The sequence below is a fragment of the Bradyrhizobium sp. AZCC 1578 genome (assembly GCF_036924675.1).
Classification (GTDB): Bacteria; Pseudomonadota; Alphaproteobacteria; order Rhizobiales; family Xanthobacteraceae; genus Bradyrhizobium.
Window position 1 is genome coordinate 7,163,429 of the sequence record NZ_JAZHRZ010000001.1, and the last position, 23,714, is coordinate 7,187,142.

Genomic DNA, 23,714 nt, shown 5'->3' on the forward strand with positions numbered 1-23,714 from the left:
ATTCAGTGGACGCCACGCTTGGCCTACCGATTCTGATCTTCCTGATCGCGGTCGCACTGCTGTTCGATTTCCTCAACGGCCTGCACGACGCCGCCAATTCGATCGCGACGATCGTGTCGACTCGCGTGCTGCGCCCGCATTATGCGGTGTTCTGGGCGGCTTTCTTCAATTTCATCGCCTTTCTCGTCTTCGGGCTGCATGTCGCCAACACGATCGGCAAGGGGATCATCGAGCCCGACGTCGTCGATGCGGCTGTGATCTTCGCTGCGCTGGTCGGGGCCATTGTCTGGAACCTGATTACCTGGGGGCTCGGCATTCCATCCTCGAGTTCGCACGCGTTGATCGGCGGATTGGTCGGCGCAGGCGTGGCCAAGGCCGGGATTTCCGCGGCGGTCTGGAGCGGCCTGTCAAAAACGCTGCTGGCGATCGTGTTGTCGCCGCTGGTCGGGTTTCTGCTAGCGCTGGTGCTGGTTGCGATCGTGTCCTGGCTGTCGGTGCGCTCGACGCCGTTTGCGGTGGACCGCGCCTTCCGCATCCTGCAATTCGTCTCGGCATCGCTCTATTCGCTCGGCCATGGCGGCAACGACGCGCAAAAGACCATGGGCATCATCGCGGTGCTTTTGTATTCGCAAGGCCACCTCGGGGCGGATTTTGCCATCCCGTTCTGGGTCGTGATTTCCTGCCAGGCGGCGATGGGGCTCGGCACGTTGATGGGGGGCTGGCGGATCGTCCGCACCATGGGATTGCGGATCACGAAATTGACGCCGATGCAGGGCTTTTGCGCCGAAACCGGTGGAGCTGCGACCCTGTTCATGGCGACCTATCTCGGGGTTCCCGTATCCACGACCCACACCATTACTGGCTCCATCGTCGGCGTCGGCGCGGCGCGGCGGGTCTCGGCGGTGCGCTGGAACGTCGCGAGTTCGATCGTGTATGCCTGGGTGATCACCATTCCGGCGTCGGCGATTATCGCGGCGCTGACCTATTGGGCCGTGCTGTTGCTACGCTGATCCGGTGACGAGTTTAAGCCCGACGATGCCGGCCACGATCAGTCCGATGCAGGCGAGGCGGGCGGCGGTCGCGGGTTCGCCGAACAGCGCGATGCCCAGGATGGCCGTTCCGACCGCGCCGATGCCGGTCCATACCGCGTAGGCGGTTCCGATCGGAAGCGCTTTCAAGGCAAGGCCGAGCAGGACGATGCTCCCTGCCATGCAGGCGAGCGTCAGGACGGATGGAACAAGTCGCGTGAAACCCTCGGTATATTTGAGGCCGATCGCCCAACCCACTTCCATGAGACCGGCGACGAACAACACGATCCAGGCCATGACAACCCTCCGAACCAGGCAGGGTCGTCCCCGCGGATGAGCTGCAAAATTGGAAGGCCGTCCTTCCGCTGCCGATATGGGACTGGCCAGGAGCCCTCGCAACCACCAAATGAGGCTTGATCAGCGCGGTTTTCCCTGCCAAACGCTCGAGCCTCATGTCCGACATTGCCGTTACAGCCGAATCGCCGTCCCGCTCGCCGCTATCAGCTGAAGTCGCGCGGCGGCGCACATTTGCGATCATCTCCCATCCGGACGCCGGCAAAACCACGCTGACCGAGAAGCTCCTGCTGTTCGGCGGCGCCATCAATCTGGCAGGGCAGGTCAAGGCCAAGGGCGAGCGGCGCAATACCCGTTCCGACTGGATGAAGATCGAGCGCGAGCGCGGCATCTCGGTCGTGACCTCGGTGATGACCTTCGAATTCCAGGACCTCGTCTTCAACCTCTTGGACACGCCCGGCCACGAAGACTTCTCGGAAGACACCTACCGGACGCTGACCGCGGTCGATTCCGCCGTCATGGTGATCGACGCCGCCAAGGGCATCGAGGCGCGGACGCGAAAGCTGTTCGAGGTGTGTCGGCTGCGCGACATTCCGATCATCACCTTCATCAACAAGATGGACCGCGAGAGCCGCGACACGTTCGAACTGCTGGACGAGATCGAAAAGACGCTGGCGCTCGACACCACCCCGATGACCTGGCCGGTCGGTCGCGGCCGCGACTTCCTCGGCACCTACGACGTCGTCAACGGCGGCGTGCGCCTGCTCGAAGGCGGCGGCGCCAAGACCGGCGCGACCGAGCAGATCGATATCGCCGATCTTGCCGGCCGCAACCCCAATCTCGACGTCGCCGAGATCAAGGACGAACTCGCGCTGGTGTCGGAAGCCTGCAAGCCGTTCGAGCTGGACGCGTTTCGCGAGGGCCATCTGACGCCGGTCTATTTCGGCAGCGCGCTGCGCAATTTCGGCGTCGGCGACTTGCTGGAAGGTCTTGGCAAGTTTGCGCCGGCGCCGCGGGCGCAGGACAGCAATTTGCGCAAGGTCGAAGCAGCCGAGCCGCGCATGAGCGCCTTCGTGTTCAAGATCCAGGCCAATATGGATCCGAACCACCGCGACCGCATCGCGTTCGCACGGCTGTGCTCCGGCAAGCTCAGCCGCGGCATGAAAGCGAAGCTGGTGCGGACCGGCAAAAACATGTCGCTGTCGTCGCCGCAGTTCTTCTTCGCGCAGGATCGCTCGGTGGCCGATGAGGCGTTTGCCGGCGACGTCGTCGGCATTCCGAACCACGGTACCTTGCGGATCGGCGATACGCTGACGGAAGGCGAGGACATCACCTTCGTCGGCGTTCCGAGTTTTGCGCCGGAAATCGTCCGCCGCGTGCGGTTGACGGATGCAATGAAGGCCAAGAAGCTGAAAGAGGCGCTGCAGCAGATGTCGGAAGAGGGCGTGGTGCAGGTGTTCCGGCCCCGCGACGGCGCACCGGCGCTGGTCGGCGTCGTCGGTCCGCTGCAGCTCGACGTGCTGAAGGCACGGCTCGACGCGGAATATTCGCTGCCGGTGGAATTCGAAGTCTCGGAATTCCAGCTCGCGCGCTGGGTCTCGTCCGACGACCGCAAGAAGTTAGAGGCCTTCATCGCGGCCAACGGCTCGGGCATCGCCGACGACGTCGACGGCGATCCCGTGTTCATGGCCAAGAACGAGTTTTACCTGGGCTATACCAGGGAGCGCGCCGAAGGGATCACCTTCTCCAACGTCAAGGACGTGAAGAAGAAGGCGTAAGGCCGGGGCACGCCGCCATCCCAACCGCCGCTGTCGTCCTCCGCGAAAGCGGGGGACCCAGTACGCCGCGGCTTATCCGTAAATAACTGACGTCTCTGGAATACTGGATCGTCCGGTCGAGGCCGGACGATGACAGTTGGGCTGGTTGCTTGCTCACTCATGCATCCAGTGGATGCCTGCATGCAGCCTTGATAAGCCTCTTGCGCCGCTGCCTCGCCTCCGGAAGTATCCATTGGATGCTTTTTTAGAAAAGGGAGACCGCCCCATGACTGATCTCGCAACCTATTCCCGTTCCGGCCCGTTCGGCACCATCGTGATCGACGATGGCAAGGCCAATGTGATGTCGCTTGCCATGCTCAACGCCCTGCATGTGGCCTTCGATCAGGCGGAAAAGGACAAGACGGTGGTGATCCTGAAGGCCCGCGGCAAGCATTTTTCAGGAGGATTCGACCTCAACGTCTTCGCCAAAGGCAGCGCCCAGGACCAATATCTGATGGTGAAAGCGGGCGCGGAACTGGCCTTGCGCATCCTCTCGTTCCCGACGCCGGTGGTGGCGGCATGCCAGGGTAATGCCTATCCGATGGGGGCTTTCCTGATCATGTCCAGCGACCACCGGATTGCCGCCGAGGGCGACTACCGGATCGGCATGAACGAGGTCGCGATCGGGCTCACCGTGCCGCGTTTTGCAATCGAAATCGCACGGCAGCGGCTGACGCCGGCCTATTTCAGCAGGGCAGTGATGACCGGGGAGATGTTCGGCCCCATGGAGGCCGTCACCGCCGGCTTCTTTGACCGCGTCGTCCCGGCCGATGCGCTGGAGCGCAGCGCCGAGGAGACCGCACAGGCGCTCGCCACGCTCAACATGGCCGCCCATGCCGCCACCAAGGCGCGGGCGCGCGGGGCGGTGATCAAGATGATCCGCGCCATGATCGACGAGGACATTACGCCGCAGTACGGCGAGGACCGCGTTGCCAAACAGGCATCGGCCTGACGGAAAGCTTCGGCCGCCTGGCAGTGGCGTCGCGTCTCATGCCTTTGTATGAAGGGAGCATGACCGCAAAGCCGCGCCGGGCGACCTATCGCCATGGCAATCTGAAATCCGAAGCGCTGAAGGCCGCCACCCGTTTGGTGGCCGCGGCCGGCCATGAGCAATTGAGCCTGCGCGAGGTCGCGGAGGCCGTCGGCGTCGCGCATCGCTCGCTATACAACCATTTCGCTGACCGCGAAGCGCTGCTCGACGCGGTCGCGGCCGAGGCCTACACGAGGCTCGCCGCCATCCTCGTCAAGGCAGAGACGCCACAGGACTACACCGCGAAATATGTCCGCTTCGCGCTTGCCAACCGCGGGCTGTACGCCCTGATGACGAGCCGCCCGCACGCCACCATGAAGCACAATCCGCCGCTGCAGGCCGCGGTTCACAAGGTCATCGCCCAGGCCATGCGGGTATTCTGCCAGGATATCGGGAGCCCGGCCGAGCGTCGCCGCGCGGTGATGAAGGTCTACATTACGCTCTATGGTGGCATCTCGCTCTATACCGCCGGCGTCCTCGATCAGCCCAGCGAGAAAGCCCTGATTGCGGAACTGTCCGCGATGAACGCAGGGATGTGAACACCGTCCGCCTTGATACGGGACGAAGCGCGCATCAGCTTAGTCGGGTCGCCTCTTAGGACTTAGGGCCGCATGTTCCGGTGCATCATCGTCTGCCTGATCACCACATTCGTCGGGATGAGCGCCGCCGACGCCCAGTCGCGGCGCCAGATCGACGCCACGCCATTTTCGCACGCGCCCTGCAGCGTGCTCGACGGCCAGCCGTGCACGCCGTCATTTTGCAGCGTGTTCAACGAAGGTCCCTGTATTCCCGAGATCGATTATCCGTACGGCCAGAATCTGCAACTCACGATCGAAAGCGTGCCCCCACAGGATCAGGCCGCGAAATACCGGAAGCCGGATCATGATCTCGATACGATCGGCGACCTCTTTGCGGCGTTGCGCTCCTGTTGGTCGCCGCCACCTTCCGACATCGCGCGTCAGGGCATGCAGATGTCGGTTCGGTTCAGCTTCAAGCGCTCGGGTGAGATCATCGCTACGCCCCGCGTGACCTATGCCACGGCAGGCGTTCCGGCCGACACCCGCGCTACCTATCTCAACGCGATCAATGCGTCGCTGGCGGCCTGTACGCCGCTGAAGTTTACCGGCGGTCTTGGCGGCGCGCTTGCCGGGCGGCCGATCGCGATCCGCTACGTCGACAACCGCGATCTAGGCAAGCAGGCGGAGAAGCCGTAACGGCCGCGTGGCACATTGCGCACCAAGCCCTTAAGATGATACCCGGATAATCCGGAAAAAGCAGCCGCGCAACGGGAGGCACGTCATGGGACTGCTGGTGTTGATCCTGGGCCTGATCCTGTTCTTCGGCGTCCACACGCTTACCACGCAACGCAAGCTGCGCGCGCAGGTGATCTCCGCGACGGGCGAGAGCGGCTACAAGATCGGCTATGCGCTGGCTTCGATCGCTGGTCTGGCGCTGATCATCTGGGGCTTTGCGCTTTATCGCCGAACGGGCTGGATCGACCTCTGGAACCCGCCAGTGGCGCTCAAGCACATCACGACGGCGCTGATGCTGCCCGCGGTTATCATGGTTGTCGCGTCCTACATCCGTGGCCGGATCTATACGACGCTGAAACATCCGATGTTGACGGGCATCAAGCTGTGGGCGGCGGCGCATCTGCTCGCCAATGGCGATCTCGGCTCGATCCTCCTGTTCGGCTCGTTTCTCGCGTGGGCGGTGTATGATCGCATTTCGCTGAAATATCGTTCCGACGCCGGCGCCCCGCCGATTCCCGTCGGCGGTCCCGGCAACGATTTGATCGCGATCGCGGTCGGTCTCGTCGCCTATCTGGCGCTCGCCTTCGCGTTCCATCCTGTCGTGATCGGCGTTCCCGTCATTGGAGCCTAACATGTCCGTGCAATCTGCCATCAAGCGCAAAACGCCGCCGGATATCCGTGCGCGCAAGAACGGCGAGCCGATCGTGATGCTGACGTCCTACCACGCGCATACCGCGGCGCTGGTGGATCGGCACTGCGACGTCATTCTGGTCGGCGATTCCCTCGGCAACGTCATGCACGGTTTCGAGACCACGGTGCCGGTGACGCTCGACATGATGATCCTGCAGGGCCATGCGGTGATGCGCGGCTCGAAGCATGCCCTCGTCGTGGTGGACATGCCGTTCGGCTCCTATGAGGCCTCCAAGGAGCAGGCGTTTCATTCCGCGGTGCGGATATTGAAGGAGACCCATTGCGGCGCGGTGAAGCTCGAAGGCGGCGTGCGCATGGCGGAAACGGTAGCGTTCCTGTCCGAGCGCGGCGTGCCGGTCATGGGCCACATCGGACTGACACCGCAATCGATCAACACGCTCGGCTCGTTTCGCGCGCAGGGCCGCGACGAGGGCAGTTGGGATCCGATCCTGAACGACGCCCAGGCGATCTCGGACGCCGGTGCGTTTTCAGTCGTGGTCGAAGCGGTCGCCGAGCCGCTGGCGCGCAAGATCACGGAAACCATCGCCATTCCGACCATCGGCATCGGCGCCAGCGCGGCCTGCGACGGCCAGGTACTGGTGCTCGAGGACATGCTGGGCCTGTCGCCGCGGACGCCGAAATTCGTGCGCCGCTATGGCGATCTCGGCCCCGCGATCGAAGCGGCGATCCAAGGCTACGCCAGCGACGTGCGCTCGCGCGCTTTCCCGGGACCCGAGCACGTCTACGAGATGAAGAAGAGCTGACGGGGCGCGCGATGGATTGGTCGCAGCACTCCATTCCGGCGATGCGGCTCGAGCCGCGCTTTGGCGATCGGATGGTCCCGGTCTTTTGCGACCGGCCCAAGAGCATTCCGGCGATGGTGGCCGAAGCGGTTGCGACCAACCCGGACGGCGAGGCGCTGGTCTGCGGCGCCACGCGAATGACATGGCGCGAGGTCGCACAGCAATCGGCGCAAATCGCAGCAGGATTTCAAAGACTCGGCCTGCAGCGCGGCGACCGCGTCGCGCTGCTGCTCGGCAACAGAATCGAATTCGTGCTGACGATGCTGGGTGCGGCCCATGCCGGTCTGGTGACGGTGCTGCTTTCGATCCGCCAGCAAAAGCCCGAGATCGCCTATGTGCTCACCGATTGCGGCGCAAAGCTCCTGATCCACGAGGCGGCCTTGGCCGATCGTGTGCCCGATGCGAGCGATATTCCCGATGTGATGCGCCGGATTGTTGTCGACGACGACCCGCGAGTTTCGCGCTTTTCCGAACTGGCTGACAACGCGCCGCTGGCCGCACCAATCGAGGTCGGCGAAGAGGACACTGCCATGATCCTCTATACGTCGGGCACCACGGGGCGGCCAAAGGGCGCGATGCTCGCCCATTGCACCATCATTCATTCGGCCATGGTGTTCGTATCATGCATGAAGCTTACCGAAGCGGACCGCTCGATCGCCGCCGTGCCGCTCGGGCACGTCACGGGCGTGGTCGCCAACGTCATGACCATGGTCCGTTGCGCAGGCGCGCTGATCATCATGGCGGAGTTCAAGGCGGCGGAATATTTGAAGCTCGCCGCGCGCGAGCGGGTCACCTACACCGTGATGGTGCCGGCGATGTACAATCTCTGCCTGCTGCAGCCGGATTTCGACAGCTACGATCTGTCGAACTGGCGGATCGGCGGCTTTGGCGGTGCGCCGATGCCGATCGCCACCATTGAGAAACTCGATGCCAAGATTCCCGGCCTGAAGCTGATGAATTGCTACGGCGCGACTGAGACCACGTCGCCCTCGACCATGATGCCGGGCGAATTGACCGCCAGCCACATCGACAGCGTCGGCTTGCCCTGTCCCGGCGCGCAGATCGTCGTGATGGATGCCGGGGGCCGCGAACTGCCGCGCGGCGAGATCGGCGAAATCTGGATTCACGGTGGGTCCGTCATCAAGGGCTACTGGAACAATCCGAAGGCGACGGCGGAGAGTTTTACGGCCGGCTTCTGGCATTCCGGCGATCTCGGCTCGATCGACGAAGAGAATTTCGTGCGCGTGTTCGATCGTCAGAAGGACATGATCAATCGCGGCGGGCTCAAGATCTATTCCGCCGAGGTCGAGTCGGTGCTTTCAGGCCATCCCGACGTGGTCGAGAGCGCAATCATCGCAAAACCGTGCCCGGTGCTAGGCGAGCGCGTGCATGCCGTCGTCGTGACGCGGAATGCCGTCAGCGGCGAAGCGCTGCGCGCCTGGTGCGCCGAGCGGCTGTCGGACTACAAGGTGCCGGAAACCATGGATCTGCGGACGGACCCGTTGCCGCGCAATGCCAACGGCAAGGTGATGAAGCGGCAGCTCCGCGACGCTTTCACGGCGGCTTAGAGCTTCGGCGCGCTGCCTTTGGGCATCGCGCTCTCGCTTGGCCCGGCGGCGAGCGCGGCACTGTCGATCGCGGCGGCGCTGACGAGCTGCTTGACGTCCAGCAGGGTGAATTGGGCGATACCGACGCGGTCGGCCAGCGTGCCCGGAACGAGCTGAACACTCAACACGCCGTCGCAGTTCGCGCCCTTCGCCTCGGTGAGCATGGCGCCCGGTTCCTTGGCTTTGGTCTGGGCGCGCTTGACGACCGCCACGCAACTGCCGCGCACGGTGTCGCCGTTGAGCTTGACGGCGGCCCTAGGGTCGAGCGGCTTGTCGATCGCTTCGAGCGCAGTCGCTTCCTTGTACTTGCCGCCGACCGACATGATCGAGCCCTTGCGATAGATGTAGTACAGATGCTGGTCGCCGACGATGGTCGGCACGCCGTATTTGCCCATGATCTCCTTGATCATGTCCGCCTTCGACGGCTGCTGGTCCGGTGCGAAGGTCAGGTTGCGGGCGACGAAATAGGCGCGGTTGGCGCTCGCGGGCGAGGAGAAGCTGGTCGAGAGCATCTCGCCGTTCTGTTTCGAACCGGCAGGAAGGCTGAAATTCAAGGCGGAGACATAGCTGGCGCCGCCGAACTTCTGCTGCTGGATGTCGGTCTTGGTGTCGGTCCGGCCCTTGAACAGCGAATCAAAAATGGCGCGGGCGGATTCGGCGTTCGATTCGGTCGAGATACCCAAAATGTCGGGGCGCAGCTTGCCCGAGAATGCCGTCTCGGGCGCCTTCGGCTTGAAGTCCTCGGCCAGTGACGCTGCGGCCGCCAGGGGTACCAGGCCGAAGGCAAGCAGCATCGAAACCAGCGCGTGGCGAGGCATGAAACACCTGAAAAAGTACGGATCGACAATGGAAGCGGCCGGGATTACGCCAAACTTTGAACCGCGATGTCAACATTGCCGGCCGATTTCGGAGGCGGTTGGGAGCCGCTGTTAACGCTTTGATCCGCCTCGCTTTGCCTTGCCACCGCCATATCGATAGGCTACGCCCCGGCCATGCGGGATCGGGCGTGCGATACTGCCGCCGAAGCTGCGGTTCCCCGGGGATGGGATATCTTTAAGTGTCTGAATTATTTGATGAAGTAGACGAGGAGGTCCGTCGCGAGCAGCTCAAAAGGCTGTGGGACCGGTATTCGCTTCTGATCATCGCCGGCCTGATTTTGATCATCGCCGCCGTCGGCGGCTGGCGTGGCTACCAGTATCTGGAGTCCAAGAAGGCGGCCGAGGCAGGGGCGGCGTTCGACAAGGCGGTCGAGCTTTCGGAAGCCAACAAGCACGCCGAGGCCGAAGCCGCGTTCGCCGATCTCGTTGCGAAGGCGCCGTTCGGCTACCGCGTGCTGGCACGGTTGCGCATGGCGGCGGAAGTCGCCAACCGCGATCCGCAGGCCGCGGCAAAGCTGTTTGACGAGATTGCCGCTGACCGCAGCGTCGGTGTCGCCGAGCAGGATCTCGCGCGGATTCGCGCGGCCCAGTTGCTGCTGGAAAGCACCAGCTATCCCAACATGAAAGACCGCCTCGAAGCCGCTGCTGCGCCGGGCGCCACGTTCCGCCATACCGCGCGCGAATTGCTGGCGCTATCGGCTTGGCGCGCCAATGATGCCGGAGCGACGCGGCAATGGCTGGATATGATCGCCAATGACGGTGAGACGCCGCCGAGCCTGCGCTCGCGTGCAGAAGCGCTACAGGCCTTGCTGCCGCCGGTCGCCAAGAGCTGACGGAGGACGAGTTGAGTGGGAAACCGACCATGCGCCGCCCGCAACGTTTGATCGCAGCCGCCATTCTCGTCGCGCTTTCCGGCGCGCTGGCAGGCTGCGGCGGTGGCGGCTTGGGCAATTTCGATCCCACCGACATGCTCGACTTCCTCGACACCAAGAAGAAATTGCCCGGTGAGCGCAAGCCGGTGTTTCCCGAGGGTGTGCCGGGCCTTGAGCAGGGCGTGCCGAAGGATCTCTATAGGGGCGCCAACCAACAGGTTGATGACCCGAATGCGCAGGCTGCCGCTGCGGCTCCTCCGCCGGAAGAGCCGAAATCGAAGCGTGGCGCGAAATCCAAGGGCAAGCAGGCTGCCGCACCCGCCGCTGCGGACCCCGCCGTCGCGCCCGAGGAAGAGGGCAGCACCGCCGCTGCGCCGCCGGCGCCCAAGCCAGCCAAGATCGTGCGCAAGCGCACCACGGCTCCACCGCCCGATCAATCGGCCGCGCCCGCGCAATCCTCACAACAATCGGCTTTCCCGGCTCCGATGCCGAGCGGTAGTTTCTCGCGCTAATTTGTTGTTTTCGTTCGATTGACACGCCCTTCAGAAACGGGCGTTTGGATCATTTATGTCCTTTACGATCGCCATCATCGGCCGACCCAACGTCGGCAAGTCGACGCTGTTCAACCGGCTGGTCGGGCAGAAGCTCGCGCTGGTGGACGACGAGCCCGGCGTCACCCGCGATCGCCGCGAGGGAAGCGCGCGTCTCGGCGATCTCGAATTCACCGTGATCGATACCGCCGGCCTCGACGAGGGCGCCAAGGGCTCGCTCACGGCACGAATGCAGGAGCAGACCGAAGCCGCGATCGGCCTGGCCGATGCGCTGATGTTCGTGATCGACGCCCGTGCGGGCCTGACGCCGAACGATCGCGCCTTTGCCGATTTCGCGCGCCGCGCCAACAAGCCGGTGGTGCTGGTCGCCAACAAGAGCGAGGGCAAGCACGGCGAAATCGGCGCGATGGAATCCTACGCGCTGGGGCTCGGCGATCCCGTGCAGATTTCGGCCGAGCATGGCGAGGGCTTGAGCGATCTCTACGACGCGCTCGCCGCACTGATGCCGGAGCCGGCTGAAGAGCGGGAAGAGTTCGACGACGACGATATCGTATCGGACGAGGATCTCGCCCAGCGTCCGATCCGCGTCGCCATCGTCGGCCGTCCCAACGCCGGCAAGTCGACGCTGATCAATCATCTGCTCGGCGAGGAGCGGCTGTTGACCAGCGCCGAGGCCGGCACCACGCGCGATTCCATTTCGGTGGAGATCACCTGGCAGGGACGCGATTTCCGCGTATTCGATACTGCGGGCTTAAGGCGGCGCTCGCGGATCGAGGAGAAGCTGGAAAAATTGTCGGTGGCGGACGCGCTGCGCGCCGTGCGTTTTGCCGAAGTCGTCGTGATGATGATGGATGCGCAGAACCGGTTCGAGGAACAGGATTTGCGCATCGCCGATCTGATCGAGCGCGAGGGGCGGGCGATCGTGCTCGCGGTCAACAAGTGGGATTTGATGGAGCGCAAGCCGCATCTGATTTCGGCGCTACGCAGCGATGCCGATCACTGGTTGCCGCAGGTGAAAGGTGTCCCCATCGTCGCCGTGTCCGGCTTGCTGGGCGAGGGCATCGATCGCCTGATGACCGCAATCCAGGATGCCTACGCAGTCTGGAACAAGCGCGTGCCTACGGCCGCGCTCAATCGCTGGTTCGAGCAGGCAGTCGATGCCAACCCGCCGCCCGCAGTGTCAGGCCGCCGGCTGAAGCTGAACTACATCACGCAGACCAAGGGGCGCCCGCCGAGCTTCGTGCTGTTCTGCTCGCGCGCGGACGCCGTGCCGCAATCCTACTTGCGCTATCTCACCAACAGCCTGCGCGAGGCTTTTGACCTGCCGGGCACGCCGATCCGCATCACGCTGCGCGAAAAGGCCAATCCGTTCGCGCATAAGCGCAAGCGGCCGTCATGAGCGAACAGGCGTCCACCGCTGCTGCCGACGATAAGCCGCCGGTGCGCAGTGGCGCGGCGGCCTTTATCTTCGTCACCATCCTGCTCGACATGCTCGCGCTCGGCCTGATCCTGCCGATCCTGCCCAAGATCGTGGAGAGTTTTGTCGACAACGACACCGCGACGGCGGCGCGGATCTTCGGCCTGTTCGGCACCGCCTGGGCGCTGATGCAGTTCCTGTTCTCGCCGATCCTTGGCGCGCTCTCGGACCGGTTCGGCCGCCGGCCGGTGGTACTGCTATCGAATTTCGGGCTGGCGCTGGATTACGTGTTGATGGCGCTGGCGCCGTCGCTGACCTGGCTGTTTATCGGGCGGGTGATCTCAGGCATCACCTCGGCCAGCATTTCCACGGCCTTTGCCTATATCGCCGATGTGACGCCGCCGGAACGGCGTGCCGCGGTGTTCGGCAAGATTGGCGCGGCGTTCGGCGCCGGATTCATTCTCGGCCCCGCCATCGGCGGCCTGCTCGGCGGCATGGATCCGCGTCTGCCGTTCTGGGTCGCGGCGGGCCTGAGCTTTGCGAACGCGCTATATGGCTGGCTGATCCTCCCCGAGTCGCTGCCGCGGGATCGGCGCGCGCCGTTCCACTGGAAGAGCGCCAGTCCGCTCGGCGCATTGCATCTGTTGCGCTCGAACCGGATTCTCGCTGGCCTGTCGCTGGCGAATTTCTTTGGCCAGGTCGCGCATGTGGTGCTGCCTTCCACCTTCGTGCTCTACGCCACCTATCGGTATGGCTGGGACACGACAACGGTGGGGCTCACGCTGGCTCTGGTTGGCGTGTGCGCCATGGTGGTGCAGGGTGCGGGCGTCGGGCCGATCGTCACGCGTCTTGGCGAGCGCAGCGCGCTGCTGCTCGGGCTCGCTAGCGGCGGGCTGGGATTCTTCATCTATGGCGCGGCGCCGACCGGGCTGTTGTTCTGGACCGGCATTCCCGTTATGGCGCTGTGGGGCGTGGCAGGCGCGGCGATCCAGGCCCTGACGACGCAGCTCGTTGCGCCGGATCAGCAGGGCCAGTTGCAGGGCGCGACCAACAGCGTCAACAGCATCGCCCAGATGGCGGGACCGTTCCTGTTCACGCTGACCTTTGCCTATTTCATCAGCGACCAGGCGCCGGTGAAATTGCCGGGCGCGCCGTTCCTGCTGGCGGCAGCACTGTTGGGGCTCGCGCTGTTGATTGCGTGGCGCACGCTGAAAAAGTAGGGTGGGTTAGCCGAAGGCGTAACCCACCGCTCGCTTGCGTGAAAAGAGGTGGGTTACGCTTCGCTAACCCACCCTACAATTCTTACTTCTTTACCAGCGGGCACTCGCTGGCTTCGAGCGGCTTGGCGGCGTCTTCCGCCGAGATCGTGGCGATCTGCTTGTAGTAATCCCACGGCCCCTTCGACTCTTCCGGCTTCTTCACCTCGAACAGATAGGCCGGAATGAGACGGCGGCCGTCGGCGCGCAGCGGGCCCTTGCCGAACAGTGGATCATCGGTCGGCAATTCCTTCATCTTGGCGACGACCTTGGCGCCGTCATGCGGATTGCCGCCCATCGCGTCGAGCGTCTTGAGATAGTGCAGCACCACTGCATAAACCCCCGCCACCGTCATCGAGGGCATCGTGCCTTTCGGTGATACTTTCTGGAAGCGCTTGGACCATTCGCGCGTCTTGTCGTTCAGGTCCCAGTAAAACGATTCCGTGAACGTCAGACCTTGCGCAGTCTTCAAGCCCAACGAGTGAACGTCGTTAATGAAGAGCAGGAGCGCCGCAAGCTTCTGACCGCCCGCAACGATGCCGAATTCGGACGCCTGCTTGATCGCATTGGTGGTGTCGCCGCCAGCGTTGGCAAGGCCAACCACCTTTGCCTTCGAGGACTGCGCCTGCAACAGGAACGACGAGAAGTCCGACGTATTCAGCGGATGCCTGACTCCGCCCAGCACCTTGCCGCCGCTGGCGGTGACGACTGCCGAGGTGTCGCGTTCCAGCGCATGTCCGAACGCGTAGTCTGCGGTCAGGAAGAACCAGCTATCGCCACCGGCTTTGGTCAGCGCCTTGCCGGTTCCGTTGGCTAGCATGTAGGTGTCGTAGGTGAAGGAAATCGTGTTCGGCGTGCAGGCCTTGCCGGTGAGATCGGCTGTGGCTGCGCCCGAATTGAGCAGGACAACGTTCTTGTCCTTGACGAGGTTGCTCACCGCGAGCGCGACGCCGGAGTTTGGCGTGTCGGCGATGACGTCGACCTTGTCGTTGTCGATCCACTGCCTGGCGATGTTGACGCCGACGTCGGGCTTGTTCTGGTGATCGCCACTGACCAGATCGATCTTCCAACCCTTGGCGGCGAGGCCGGAATCGTCAATCGCCATCTTCGCTGCAGCCACCGAATTGGGGCCGCCAATGTCGGCATAGAGGCTCGACATGTCATTCAGCACGCCGATCTTGACGGTCTTGTCCTGGGCCAGTGCTGGCGTCGCCAGGGCGAGTGCGGCAAGCGCCACGGAAGCGGCGAAGCGCCGCGCAATTCCAGTCGTCATGGTATTCCTCCAGAAATGTTGTTCGCCGGCTCTCTTTTCGGAACCTGCCAGCGGCTTTGCGATAGTCCTTCTCAGAACCGCGGGCAAGGCACCTATCGTAGCGCGTCCGGCGTCAACTCGGGCCAGATCGCGATGTCTCACACCGCACCATTGCCCCGGGCATTCTTTCCGTAAAACCATTCCTTAACGAAGGTTCCATCTTTTCTGAACAACTGGATGCGGTCGTTCATGAGATCGCAGACAAAGAGCAACCCGTCATTGGCGAGTTTCACGCAATGCACGGGGGAGGGCGAATTCATGTCTCAACAAGCGGCGAAATGGATAGCTTTCCGCATTCGCCAAAGCTTCGGCGGACAAGCCGCTGCGCTTACAATGAGAGAGCTCGTAAGATGCTCAAGCCGGCGGATGAAAACTCATCAGTGTGCGGGTCTTGTAGTCATAGAGCTTGCCGGTCTCGGTCCATTCCGGCGCACACATCGGCACGATGAATTCAGCCGCCTGTTCCGGCGTATCCAGCGTCATCGGGTCTTCGCCGGGGAAGACGCTGGCGCGCATGCGGGTGCGGATCGGGCCGGGGCTGAACAGGTTGACGCGCAGTTTCGTGCTTGCGGTCTCGTTGGCCCATGAGCGCACCAGCGTGTCCAGCGCCGCCTTCGAGGCCGCGTAGGGTCCCTGATAGGCGTTGGCCTTGCTGGCGGCGCCCGAAGTGACGAAGACGGCGCGGCCGGCGTCCGAGACCTTGAGCAGCGGATCCATGCAGCGGATGAGCTGGAAGTTAGCAGTCACGTTTACTGCGAACACGTCGTTCCAGGGCTTCAGCTCGATATGCCCGAGCGGCGAGGAGGGGCCGGCGACCCCGGCATTGCCGACGAGAATGTCGAGCTTGCCGTGGCGTTCATGCAGCGCCGCGCCGAGCCGAGCGATGCCGTCGAAATCGGTGAGGTTGAGCGGCACCAGCGTGGCGCTGCCGCCGTCTTTGCGGATCTCGTCATCGAGTTCCTCAAGGCCGCCTTGTGTGCGCGCGACGGCAATGATGTGCGCGCCGGCCTTTGCCAGCGCGAGCGCCGCGGCATAGCCGATGCCGCGTGAGGCGCCGGTGACGAGCGCAATGCGGGAGGCGAGGGGTTTGGTCATTGAACTAGCTCGATCATCGTCGTCCCTGCGAAAGCAGGGACCCATACGCCGCGGCGCTCATGAGGTGAGGAGGTGTCAATAACTGATGGCATCCGGAAAACGAAGGCCTGTGGTTATGGGTCCCTGCTTTCGCAGGGACGACACCGTTGGGTGTTCTCAGCTCGCCTCTGCCAAGAGCGAGAGCTGGCGCGGCTGCGGCTCGACCTGGGTCTGGTCGGTGAGGTGCGTCGGATAGGCACCCGTGAAGCAATGGTCGGAGAATTTGGGATTGGCGGGGTCGCGCCCCGGTTCGCCCATGGCGCGGTACAGGCCGTCGATCGACAGGAACGCCAGCGAATCCGCGCCGATGATGTCGCGCATCTCTTCCAGCGTGTGAGTGGCCGCGAGAAGCCCGCCGCGGTCCGGCAGGTCGATGCCGTAATAGTCGGGATAGAGGATCGGCGGCGAAGCGAGCCGGAAATGCACCTCGCGCGCACCGGCGTCGCGCATCATGCGCACGATCTTCTTCGACGTGGTGCCGCGCACCAGTGAATCGTCGATCAGGATGATCCGCTTGCCTTCGATCGCGGCGCGATTGGCCGAATGCTTCATGCGCACGCCGAGCTCGCGCACGCTCTGCGTCGGCTGGATGAAGGTACGGCCGACATAGTGGTTGCGGATGATGCCGAGTTCGAACGGCACGCCGGAATGCTGGCTGTAGCCGACCGCCGCCGGCACGCCGGAATCCGGCACCGGCACGACGACGTCGACCTCGACATGGCTTTCGCGGGCGAGCTGCGCGCCGAAGGCCTTTCGGACCTCATAGACCGAACGGCCGCCGACGATCGAATCCGGCCGTGAGAAGTAGATGTATTCGAAAATGCAGGGCCGCGGCGGTTTCGGCGGAAACGGCTTGTGGCTGTGGGCGCCCTCTTCGTCGAACACGACGATTTCGCCGGGCTCGACGTCGCGCACATATTTCGCGCCGATCATGTCAAGCGCGCAGGTCTCCGAAGTCAGGATCGGACAGCCGTCGAGATCACCAAGCACCAGCGGACGGATACCGAGCGGATCGCGTGCGCCGACCAGCTTCTTGTTGGTCAGCGATACCAGCGAATAGGCGCCTTCGATGGCGCGCAGCGCCTCGATAAAGCGGTCGATGAAGCGGCTGCGTTTGGACTGCGCGACCAGGTGCAGGATCACTTCGGTGTCCGTGGTCGACTGCATCATGGCGCCGTTCTTCACCAGTTCGCGGCGCAGCGTCAGCCCGTTGGTGAGATTGCCATTATGGCCAACCGCAAAACCGCCGGCATTGAGCTCGGCGAACAGCGGCTGCACGTTGCGCAGGATGGTCGCGCCGGTCGTGGAATAGCGGACATGGCCGACCGCTACGATGCCGGGCAGGCGCTCGATCACCTCGCGGCGGGAGAAGGTATCGCCGACGAGGCCAAGGCGGCGTTCGGAATGGAAACGGCTGCCGTCGAAGGAGACAATGCCGGCGGCTTCCTGGCCGCGATGCTGGAGGGCGTGTAGTCCGAGCGCCGTGATGGCAGCGGCTTCCGGGTGGCCGAAGATGCCGAACACGCCGCATTCCTCGCGTAGCGTGTCGCCTTCGAGATCGTCCTGCAACTCGATGCCAGGATTTAGATCGAGTTGCCCGGCGGGATCGGAAGGGTTTTGCATCGCGTCCATCGCCTCTCTATTTTGGCCAGAATTAGCGGCCCGCGGGTTTTTCGATCAGCTTTTTAAGGCTGTCGCGGGCAGGTTTGCTGTAGCCATCGCCGGATGCAGGGGCTGCCTGGTCGGCGTCAGTTTGATCGTCTTCCGGTTTATTCTTCTTGAATCTCTTTAAAATGGTGTTCTCGGGGTCGTCAGGCAAGAGCGACATTAACCACTGCCCGGTTCCATCCAGCACTGTTCGAGACTTCGCGTTGGTGATCCAGTCCGGCCGCTGCTTGTCCGGGACCAGCCAGCTAAAGAACAGGAAGGCGACCACCACGATCAAAAGGCCGCGGCCGAGCCCGAACAGGAAGCCGAGGGTGCGATCCAGCGCGCCAATCCGGGAATCCAGGATCATGTCCGAAATCCGCACCGTGATCACGGAAACGACGATCAGGGTGCCGATGAAGGTGCCGGCCACCACCGCCACGGCTGCCACCGTATCATTGTTGAAATAGGCCTTGGCGGTCGGCAGCAGCTTCGAGAAGGCATACAGCGTCACCAGCGCCGCCGCGCCCCAGGCCGCGATCGACAGGATTTCGCGCATGAAGCCGCGCACCATGGCGAGCAGCCCCGAAATCAGCATCACTCCGAGCAGGACGAGATCGAGTATCGTTATCGGCATCGGCTGGTCAGGTCCGCTCGTAAGTCCTTTAGGCAGCGAATCGGCGGCTCAGGGTCGCCCCCAAGTGAGGGGCAGACGGCGTATCCCGCAAGGCCGGAAATCGTGCCATCCCGCCCGCCTTTCGCGCGCGTTGTATAGCGGCGAGGGGCGGGCGCGTCACGCCGCTTTAGCTGTTTTCACGACGGAATCGCGCTGGTGTGGCATTTTTCTCTGCCGCACCCTCGCGACTGGTGTCGCGGTTGCCTCTCGGGCTGCCGCGCGCCGCGATTTCAGCCACCAGGCTGGTTAGTCCGCCGATGCTGTTCAGCGCAAGCCCGCCATCGCCGCCGACCTCGCCGCGCGCCGATTCGGGCAGAACAGCGCGGCCAAAGCCCAGTTTCGCGGCCTCCTTCAATCGGGCGGAGGTCTGCGCCACCGGCCGGACCGCGCCCGAGAGCGAAATCTCGCCGAAATAGACCGCATCCGTCGGTAACGGCGCATTTACCAACGAAGACACCAGGGCGGCGGCCGCCGCGAGGTCGGCCGCGGGCTCCTGGATTCGCAGGCCCCCCGCCACGTTCAGATAAACGTCGTAGCCGGACAGTTTGACCCCACAATGGGCCTCGAGCACCGCCAGCACCATCGACAGCCGGCTCGGATCCCAACCCACTACGGCCCGCCGGGGGGTGCCGAGCGTGGTCGGCGCCACCAATGCCTGCAATTCCACCAGCACGGGGCGGGTGCCTTCGATCCCGGCGAAAACCGCGGTTCCCGGGCTGCCCAGATCGCGCTCCGAGAGGAACAATTCCGAGGGGTTGGAGACCTCGCGAAGGCCGAGCCCCGTCATCTCGAACACGCCGATTTCATCGGTCGGGCCAAAACGATTCTTCATCGCGCGCAAAATGCGGAAATGCTGCGAGCCTTCGCCCTCGAACGACAGTACCGCGTCGACCATGTGCTCGACCACGCGGGGGCCCGCGATTTGGCCGTCCTTGGTGACGTGTCCGACCAAGATGATCGCAGCACCGGTTTTCTTGGCGAAACGAATGAGCGCCTGTGCCGAGGCGCGGACCTGCGTCACCGTTCCCGGCGCCGACTCCACCGTGTCTGTCCACATGGTCTGGATCGAATCGATCACGATCAGGCGCGGCACCGCGCCTTCCGACAGCGTCGAGACGATGTCCTCGACCGAGGTTTCGGCGGCGAGCTGCACCGGCGCGTCGGCCAAGCCCAGCCGCTCGGCGCGCAGCCGCACCTGCGCCACGGCCTCTTCGCCCGATATATAGACCGCGCGGTGGCCTGCGCGGGCCAGCATGCTGGTAGCCTGCGTGAGCAGCGTTGACTTTCCGATGCCGGGATCGCCGCCGACCAACAGCACCGAGCCGCGGACAAAACCGCCGCCAGTGACACGATCGAGCTCGGTCATCCCGGAAGGCAGGCGGGGGGCGTCGTTGCTTTTTCCTGTCAGCGATTCCAGCGCAAACGTCCGGCCCTTGCGCCGCGAGCGAACCGACACCGGCATCGAGGTCGCGCCTGTGGTGTCTTCCTCGGCAAGCGTGTTCCACTCGCCGCAGGAATCGCACTTGCCCTGCCAGCGGTTATACGCCGCGCCACAGTTCTGGCAGACGAAGGAGAGGGTGGATTTGGCCATCGAATGTGAGTCGCTGCTTCCTGTCGAGCACCGTGCATAACACGGTTAGGCCCGGAAGCACGAACGCGCAGCATCGATCGCGGCGACGCCGAGCTTAAAGCGTGCTTCGGTGGGACTGCCTTGTCATAGAGCGACAGGCATGAGCGAGCCGGTGAACAGGACCGGACCTGACGGCTGCCCTGTCGTCGAGCCGCCCCTTGGCTCCAGGCTGACGGCGAGCGCGGCTTGGGCCAGCGCTTCGGCAGTGGCATGCGGCAGCACGAGAGCCGTCGTTGTGCCGGGGCGCTCGCTTGGGAAAAGGCCAAGCGAGCGGCGCGTGCCGTCCGGGGACACCAGCCAGACCTCAAGCACATTGCGGTTGAAATCACGGGGCGGCGTGAGGTTGAGCCGCAGCATCAGACGTCCGTCGGCAACGTCGAGATCCGCCGTCATCATCGGACGCTGATCCTTGTCGAGCAGCACCGCCACGTGCGTGGGCGGCGAGGCCACCAGGCCCTTCGTTGTGTCCTCGATGCGTGCAAGCCGAGCGTCGAGCGCCGCAATCTGCTCCGGCGCAACACTCTGCGGGAGCGAAACGACGTACAGGAGCAAGGCCGCCGCCGTGGCCGCGGCCAAGGCCGTCGCGCTACGCCAGAAGCCGACGCTGTCCCACAGCCGATCGAACCAGCCTTCGCGTACCGGTGCTGCCGGTGCACGTGCCAGCGCGATCTGCCGGGCAATCTCGTCCCAGACATGCGCAGCCGGCTCCTCGGCCGGGACCGACTCGGCGAGGGGATTGAGCCTCTGTTCCCAGCGTTCCACGAGATCGCGCAGGTCGCGGTCGCCGGACAACAGCCGCTCGAAACGGCGGCGCTCGGCGCCGCTCAGCGTGCCGAGTACGTATTCGGCCGCCAGAAGGTCACGCGTTTCCGGATCGACGTAGTTCATCGCTCCAAACACCCCCTGAGCCGGATCAGGCTTCGCCGAACCCAACTCTTCACGGTGCCGAGTGGCACGCCCACATGGGCTGCCACCTCCTGGTACGTCATCCCCTCATAATATATCAGCTTGAGGGTATTGCGCGGCCCCTCCTCGAGTTTGTCAAGGCAGTCCTGCAGGCGGCGGGCATCGCGACTAAGCACCGCCTGATCGGCCGGACGCGATGCCGGGTCCTCGTGGTCCTCAATCGGTGCATCATCGAGTGGCTCCTCGCGCCCGCGCCGTCGTATGACATCGATGCACCGGTTCCGGACGATGCGGGCGAGCCAGGCCATCGCAGCACCGCGACTGGGATCGAAGGTGTGCGCATTGCGCCAAACGAGAACAAAGCAATCCTGTATGATCTCCTCGGCCGCTTCGCGACTCCTGAGAATACGCAGAGCGAGTCCGAATAGTTGCGGTGCCGTTCCCTTATAGAGGCTGCGCAGGGCAGTCTGATCGCCGCTGGCACAGGCCTGCAACAGGGTCTCGGGATTCTGCGTCGTCTCCGCATCTGGGGCTGCCGGTCGGATGGATCGGCTGATCACCCGCTCATCAGAGCTCGGCACGAAGCTGACCGTCTTGATTTCCGGCATTTCGACTCGTCGGATTCTTCTGCGCGAGGTCACATGCGACGGCATCTGCTTGCTCGCCCTTGTCGCCTGACCGCAGCGCGCCCGCAGCGGGCGGTCGGCAACGACTGCGCGGGTACGATGCGTAGTCGACAGTAAGGTAGCGAGCGCGCCTGCTCTCATCGCCTTTAACCTTAGCACCAACCCGATGGACACTTAAGCCAACAAGTTGATCGTACACGACGCGGTTCCACTGACGCGCGTGACAGGTTCCACGGACGTGCGTGAAAGTTGGGCCCGCGCATCTCCAAACTATCGGACGAGGCTGGCTCGGCAATCACGCGTGCCGCAACGCTTCGATCGGATCGAGCCGCGACGCGCGCAGCGCCGGAAACCAGCCGAAGAACACGCCGACGAATCCGGAAAACAGCACTGCCAGCACGATCCATTCCGGCTCGATCAGCAGGGGCCATTGGGCTAAGCTCGCGATTGCGCAGGCGGCGAGGATCCCGGTCAGAATGCCGATGGCGCCGCCAATGAGCGACAACGCGATTGCCTCGAACAAGAATTGTTTCAGGATATCACGTGGACGCGCGCCGATCGCGAGCCGCAGCCCGATCTCGCGCGTGCGCTCGGTCACCGACACCAGCATGATGTTCATGATGCCAATGCCGCCCACCGCGAGCGAGACCCCGGCGACGATCGCGAGCAGCAAGGCAAGCGTGCCCACGCTTTCCTCCTGCGTCGCCGCAATGTCGGCGAGGTTGCGGACCGTGAAGTCGTCGTCCTGCATCGGCTGCAGACGGTGACGCTGGCGTAGCAGCATCTTCACGTCGCTCTCCGCCGCGGCGAGGCTCTCCCCCTCGCGCACTTTGAGATAGAAAGAGTCGACCGAGCGCGAATTGGCTGCATTGCGGCCGAACACCCGCTGGCGCGCCGTGTTGAGCGGCAGGAGCACGACATCATCCTGGTCGTGGCCCCAGGCCGATTGGCCCTTTCTTGCCATCACGCCGATCACGCGGAACGGCACGTTGCGCACCCGCAACTCCTGCCCGACCGGATCGAGCCCGCCATAGAGCGCGCGCGCCACGGACTGCCCAATCAACGCCACCTGCGCTCCGCGGCCGATCTCGTCCGGCGCGAACAGTCGACCCGATTCCACGTCCCATTCGCGCGCCTCGAACAGGCCAAGATCGACGCCGTACACCAGACTCGACCAGTTGACGCCGGCAGCGATCAGTTGGGCATTTTCGCGAACGAATGGCGCGGCTACCTGCAGCAACGGCACTTCCCGCACGGCCGCCGCTGCATCCTCGTCTGTCAATGAGGAAGCGGAGCCTGAGCCGAGGCCCACGCCGGATTTGGTGATGCTGCCCGGCATGACCACGAGCAGGTTGGCGCCGAGGCTGCGGAACTGCGCTGCGACCTGTTCGCGTCCACCGCTGCCGACCGCCACCATCGCTATCACGGCTGCAACGCCGATGATGATGCCAAGTATCGTCAGGGAGCTGCGCAGCTTGTGCAGCCGCAGCGCGTCGAGCGCAGAGATGACCGCATCAGCAAACGTCATGCTGCCGTCTCCGCGAAGTCTGGCATGATCTCGACCGGGCTTGCGACCAGCTTGGCGGCAGCGTCGTCCGGGCGCTGTAGTCTGTCACTCAGCACGTGACCGTCGCGGAAACGCACGAGGCGCGACGCAAACCGCGCCACCTCGGGTTCGTGGGTGACGACGACAACGGTCGTCCCTTCATTGTTCAGCTCCTGGAACAGCGCCATCAGCTCGAGCGAGGTGCGGCTGTCGAGCGCGCCGGTCGGTTCATCGGCGAGCAATAGCCTTGGTGTGTTGACGAGTGCGCGGGCGATGGCGACGCGCTGTTGCTGGCCCCCCGAGAGCTGTGTCGGCTGATGATACAGGCGCTCGGCGAGGCCAACGCGGGCGAGTGCAGCCGCGGCTTTGTCGCGTCGTCGCCTGCGCTCCTCCCCGGCGTAAATCGTCGCCAGTTCCACGTTTCCAAGCGCATCAAGACGCTCGAGCAGGTTGAACTGCTGAAACACGAAGCCTATCTTGCGGTTGCGCACGGCGGCGAGCGCATCGCGACTCATCGCCGACACTTCCTCGCCGCCGAGGCGGTAGCGGCCGGAGGTCGGCCGATCGAGGCAGCCGATCACGTTCATGAACGTTGACTTTCCCGAGCCCGACGGACCCATGATGGCGGTGAATTCGCCGGCCGCGACCGAAAGCGTCACCTCGCGCAGCGCATGCACGGCTTCGTCGCCGAGCCGATAGACGCGGGTGAGCTGCTCGGTCTCGATGAGCGACATGGTGTCC

The 23,714-nt window shown here is 64.0% G+C and carries 23 protein-coding genes; 12 read left to right on the plus strand and 11 right to left on the minus strand.

Features of this window, described 5'->3' with window-relative positions; all coding sequences use genetic code 11:
• Positions 1 to 5: 5 nt before the first annotated feature.
• Entirely contained in the window at positions 6 to 1,010 is a 1,005-nt protein-coding gene (locus tag V1290_RS34070; RefSeq protein ID WP_334368416.1) for an inorganic phosphate transporter, read from the plus strand.
• Here V1290_RS34070 and sugE read toward each other — a convergent pair.
• Positions 1,002 to 1,325, minus strand: a complete 324-nt coding sequence (gene sugE / locus V1290_RS34075; protein ID WP_028346535.1) for a quaternary ammonium compound efflux SMR transporter SugE — start codon at positions 1,323 to 1,325, stop codon at positions 1,002 to 1,004. The two genes, V1290_RS34070 and sugE, sit on opposite strands and share 9 nt — an antisense overlap.
• A 155-nt stretch (positions 1,326 to 1,480) precedes the next feature.
• On the opposite strand from sugE, the gene V1290_RS34080 reads away from it, so the two are divergent.
• From V1290_RS34080 to V1290_RS34110, 7 genes are all read left to right on the plus strand, one after another.
• Positions 1,481 to 3,100 (plus strand): peptide chain release factor 3, encoded by a 1,620-nt coding sequence (locus tag V1290_RS34080; RefSeq protein ID WP_334368417.1) that lies wholly within the window; start codon positions 1,481 to 1,483, stop codon positions 3,098 to 3,100.
• Positions 3,101 to 3,365: 265 nt separating this feature from the next.
• Positions 3,366 to 4,091 carry a crotonase/enoyl-CoA hydratase family protein gene (locus tag V1290_RS34085; protein WP_334368418.1) on the plus strand — a complete coding sequence of 242 codons (726 nt, stop codon included), beginning with the start codon at positions 3,366 to 3,368 and terminating at the stop codon, positions 4,089 to 4,091.
• Positions 4,092 to 4,150: 59 nt separating this feature from the next.
• The gene (locus tag V1290_RS34090) at positions 4,151 to 4,708 is read left to right on the plus strand and encodes a TetR/AcrR family transcriptional regulator (RefSeq protein WP_334368419.1); all 558 of its coding nucleotides are present in this window, start codon (positions 4,151 to 4,153) and stop codon (positions 4,706 to 4,708) included.
• Between the two features lie 72 nt (positions 4,709 to 4,780).
• Positions 4,781 to 5,383, plus strand: a complete 603-nt coding sequence (locus V1290_RS34095) for a hypothetical protein (protein ID WP_334368420.1) — start codon at positions 4,781 to 4,783, stop codon at positions 5,381 to 5,383.
• Positions 5,384 to 5,468: 85 nt separating this feature from the next.
• Entirely contained in the window at positions 5,469 to 6,053 is a 585-nt protein-coding gene (locus V1290_RS34100) for an NnrU family protein (protein ID WP_334368421.1), read from the plus strand.
• 1 nt (position 6,054) lies between these two features.
• Positions 6,055 to 6,876 carry a 3-methyl-2-oxobutanoate hydroxymethyltransferase gene (gene panB / locus V1290_RS34105; RefSeq protein ID WP_334368422.1) on the plus strand — a complete coding sequence of 274 codons (822 nt, stop codon included), beginning with the start codon at positions 6,055 to 6,057 and terminating at the stop codon, positions 6,874 to 6,876.
• 11 nt (positions 6,877 to 6,887) lie between these two features.
• Positions 6,888 to 8,483 carry a class I adenylate-forming enzyme family protein gene (locus V1290_RS34110; protein ID WP_334368423.1) on the plus strand — a complete coding sequence of 532 codons (1,596 nt, stop codon included), beginning with the start codon at positions 6,888 to 6,890 and terminating at the stop codon, positions 8,481 to 8,483.
• Here V1290_RS34110 and V1290_RS34115 read toward each other — a convergent pair.
• Complete coding sequence (locus V1290_RS34115; RefSeq protein ID WP_334368424.1) at positions 8,480 to 9,340, minus strand: hypothetical protein; 861 nt, start codon at positions 9,338 to 9,340, stop codon at positions 8,480 to 8,482. The genes V1290_RS34110 and V1290_RS34115 overlap by 4 nt on opposite strands.
• Before the next feature lie 239 nt (positions 9,341 to 9,579).
• On the opposite strand from V1290_RS34115, the gene V1290_RS34120 reads away from it, so the two are divergent.
• From V1290_RS34120 to V1290_RS34135, 4 genes are read left to right on the plus strand one after another with little or no spacing between them, the layout of a single operon-like run.
• Entirely contained in the window at positions 9,580 to 10,233 is a 654-nt protein-coding gene (locus V1290_RS34120; RefSeq protein ID WP_334368425.1) for a tetratricopeptide repeat protein, read from the plus strand.
• A gap of 29 nt (positions 10,234 to 10,262) precedes the next feature.
• Entirely contained in the window at positions 10,263 to 10,784 is a 522-nt protein-coding gene (locus V1290_RS34125) for a hypothetical protein (protein WP_334368426.1), read from the plus strand.
• A gap of 55 nt (positions 10,785 to 10,839) precedes the next feature.
• Complete coding sequence (gene der / locus V1290_RS34130; RefSeq protein ID WP_065745089.1) at positions 10,840 to 12,222, plus strand: ribosome biogenesis GTPase Der; 1,383 nt, start codon at positions 10,840 to 10,842, stop codon at positions 12,220 to 12,222.
• Positions 12,219 to 13,460 carry a TCR/Tet family MFS transporter gene (locus V1290_RS34135; protein ID WP_334368427.1) on the plus strand — a complete coding sequence of 414 codons (1,242 nt, stop codon included), beginning with the start codon at positions 12,219 to 12,221 and terminating at the stop codon, positions 13,458 to 13,460. The genes der and V1290_RS34135 overlap by 4 nt, the downstream gene beginning before the upstream one ends.
• 82 nt (positions 13,461 to 13,542) lie before the next feature.
• On the opposite strand, the gene V1290_RS34140 is transcribed toward V1290_RS34135, so the two are convergent.
• The 9 genes from V1290_RS34140 to V1290_RS34180 form a co-directional block, all read right to left on the minus strand.
• Positions 13,543 to 14,769, minus strand: coding sequence for an ABC transporter substrate-binding protein (locus V1290_RS34140; RefSeq protein ID WP_334368428.1), 1,227 nt, complete (start codon positions 14,767 to 14,769; stop codon positions 13,543 to 13,545).
• 393 nt (positions 14,770 to 15,162) lie between these two features.
• On the minus strand, positions 15,163 to 15,903 hold the full coding sequence (locus tag V1290_RS34145; protein ID WP_334368429.1) for an SDR family NAD(P)-dependent oxidoreductase: 741 nt from the start codon (positions 15,901 to 15,903) through the stop codon (positions 15,163 to 15,165).
• 156 nt (positions 15,904 to 16,059) lie between these two features.
• On the minus strand, positions 16,060 to 17,565 hold the full coding sequence (gene purF, locus V1290_RS34150; RefSeq protein ID WP_334369261.1) for an amidophosphoribosyltransferase: 1,506 nt from the start codon (positions 17,563 to 17,565) through the stop codon (positions 16,060 to 16,062).
• A 31-nt stretch (positions 17,566 to 17,596) separates the two neighbouring features.
• Positions 17,597 to 18,226 carry a CvpA family protein gene (locus tag V1290_RS34155; RefSeq protein WP_028346521.1) on the minus strand — a complete coding sequence of 210 codons (630 nt, stop codon included), beginning with the start codon at positions 18,224 to 18,226 and terminating at the stop codon, positions 17,597 to 17,599.
• A gap of 166 nt (positions 18,227 to 18,392) precedes the next feature.
• Positions 18,393 to 19,856 carry a DNA repair protein RadA gene (radA, locus tag V1290_RS34160; RefSeq protein ID WP_065729777.1) on the minus strand — a complete coding sequence of 488 codons (1,464 nt, stop codon included), beginning with the start codon at positions 19,854 to 19,856 and terminating at the stop codon, positions 18,393 to 18,395.
• Positions 19,857 to 19,979: 123 nt separating this feature from the next.
• A complete protein-coding gene (locus V1290_RS34165; RefSeq protein WP_334368430.1) occupies positions 19,980 to 20,783 on the minus strand; it encodes an anti-sigma factor in 804 nt (267 codons plus the stop codon).
• Entirely contained in the window at positions 20,780 to 21,409 is a 630-nt protein-coding gene (locus tag V1290_RS34170; protein WP_334368431.1) for an RNA polymerase sigma factor, read from the minus strand. The genes V1290_RS34165 and V1290_RS34170 overlap by 4 nt, the downstream gene beginning before the upstream one ends.
• A 313-nt stretch (positions 21,410 to 21,722) precedes the next feature.
• The gene (locus V1290_RS34175; protein ID WP_334368432.1) at positions 21,723 to 22,955 is read right to left on the minus strand and encodes an ABC transporter permease; all 1,233 of its coding nucleotides are present in this window, start codon (positions 22,953 to 22,955) and stop codon (positions 21,723 to 21,725) included.
• Positions 22,952 to 23,707 carry an ABC transporter ATP-binding protein gene (locus tag V1290_RS34180; protein WP_334368433.1) on the minus strand — a complete coding sequence of 252 codons (756 nt, stop codon included), beginning with the start codon at positions 23,705 to 23,707 and terminating at the stop codon, positions 22,952 to 22,954. Before V1290_RS34180 ends, V1290_RS34175 begins: the two co-directional genes overlap by 4 nt.
• Positions 23,708 to 23,714: the final 7 nt, after the last annotated feature.

What these genes read in the sequence shown, in the direction of transcription:
- sugE (WP_028346535.1), bottom strand. Translation starts at nt 1,325, where the DNA reads ATGGCCTGGATCGTGTTGTTCGTCGCCGGTCTCATGGAAGTGGGTTGG.
- V1290_RS34080 (WP_334368417.1), top strand. Translation starts at nt 1,481, where the DNA reads ATGTCCGACATTGCCGTTACAGCCGAATCGCCGTCCCGCTCGCCGCTA.
- V1290_RS34085 (WP_334368418.1), top strand. Translation starts at nt 3,366, where the DNA reads ATGACTGATCTCGCAACCTATTCCCGTTCCGGCCCGTTCGGCACCATC.
- V1290_RS34090 (WP_334368419.1), top strand. Translation starts at nt 4,151, where the DNA reads ATGACCGCAAAGCCGCGCCGGGCGACCTATCGCCATGGCAATCTGAAA.
- V1290_RS34095 (WP_334368420.1), top strand. Translation starts at nt 4,781, where the DNA reads ATGTTCCGGTGCATCATCGTCTGCCTGATCACCACATTCGTCGGGATG.
- V1290_RS34100 (WP_334368421.1), top strand. Translation starts at nt 5,469, where the DNA reads ATGGGACTGCTGGTGTTGATCCTGGGCCTGATCCTGTTCTTCGGCGTC.
- panB (WP_334368422.1), top strand. Translation starts at nt 6,055, where the DNA reads ATGTCCGTGCAATCTGCCATCAAGCGCAAAACGCCGCCGGATATCCGT.
- V1290_RS34110 (WP_334368423.1), top strand. Translation starts at nt 6,888, where the DNA reads ATGGATTGGTCGCAGCACTCCATTCCGGCGATGCGGCTCGAGCCGCGC.
- V1290_RS34115 (WP_334368424.1), bottom strand. Translation starts at nt 9,340, where the DNA reads ATGCCTCGCCACGCGCTGGTTTCGATGCTGCTTGCCTTCGGCCTGGTA.
- V1290_RS34125 (WP_334368426.1), top strand. Translation starts at nt 10,263, where the DNA reads ATGCGCCGCCCGCAACGTTTGATCGCAGCCGCCATTCTCGTCGCGCTT.
- der (WP_065745089.1), top strand. Translation starts at nt 10,840, where the DNA reads ATGTCCTTTACGATCGCCATCATCGGCCGACCCAACGTCGGCAAGTCG.
- V1290_RS34135 (WP_334368427.1), top strand. Translation starts at nt 12,219, where the DNA reads ATGAGCGAACAGGCGTCCACCGCTGCTGCCGACGATAAGCCGCCGGTG.
- V1290_RS34140 (WP_334368428.1), bottom strand. Translation starts at nt 14,769, where the DNA reads ATGACGACTGGAATTGCGCGGCGCTTCGCCGCTTCCGTGGCGCTTGCC.
- V1290_RS34145 (WP_334368429.1), bottom strand. Translation starts at nt 15,903, where the DNA reads ATGACCAAACCCCTCGCCTCCCGCATTGCGCTCGTCACCGGCGCCTCA.
- purF (WP_334369261.1), bottom strand. Translation starts at nt 17,565, where the DNA reads ATGCAAAACCCTTCCGATCCCGCCGGGCAACTCGATCTAAATCCTGGC.
- V1290_RS34155 (WP_028346521.1), bottom strand. Translation starts at nt 18,226, where the DNA reads ATGCCGATAACGATACTCGATCTCGTCCTGCTCGGAGTGATGCTGATT.
- radA (WP_065729777.1), bottom strand. Translation starts at nt 19,856, where the DNA reads ATGGCCAAATCCACCCTCTCCTTCGTCTGCCAGAACTGTGGCGCGGCG.
- V1290_RS34165 (WP_334368430.1), bottom strand. Translation starts at nt 20,783, where the DNA reads ATGAACTACGTCGATCCGGAAACGCGTGACCTTCTGGCGGCCGAATAC.
- V1290_RS34170 (WP_334368431.1), bottom strand. Translation starts at nt 21,409, where the DNA reads ATGCCGGAAATCAAGACGGTCAGCTTCGTGCCGAGCTCTGATGAGCGG.
- V1290_RS34175 (WP_334368432.1), bottom strand. Translation starts at nt 22,955, where the DNA reads ATGACGTTTGCTGATGCGGTCATCTCTGCGCTCGACGCGCTGCGGCTG.
- V1290_RS34180 (WP_334368433.1), bottom strand. Translation starts at nt 23,707, where the DNA reads ATGTCGCTCATCGAGACCGAGCAGCTCACCCGCGTCTATCGGCTCGGC.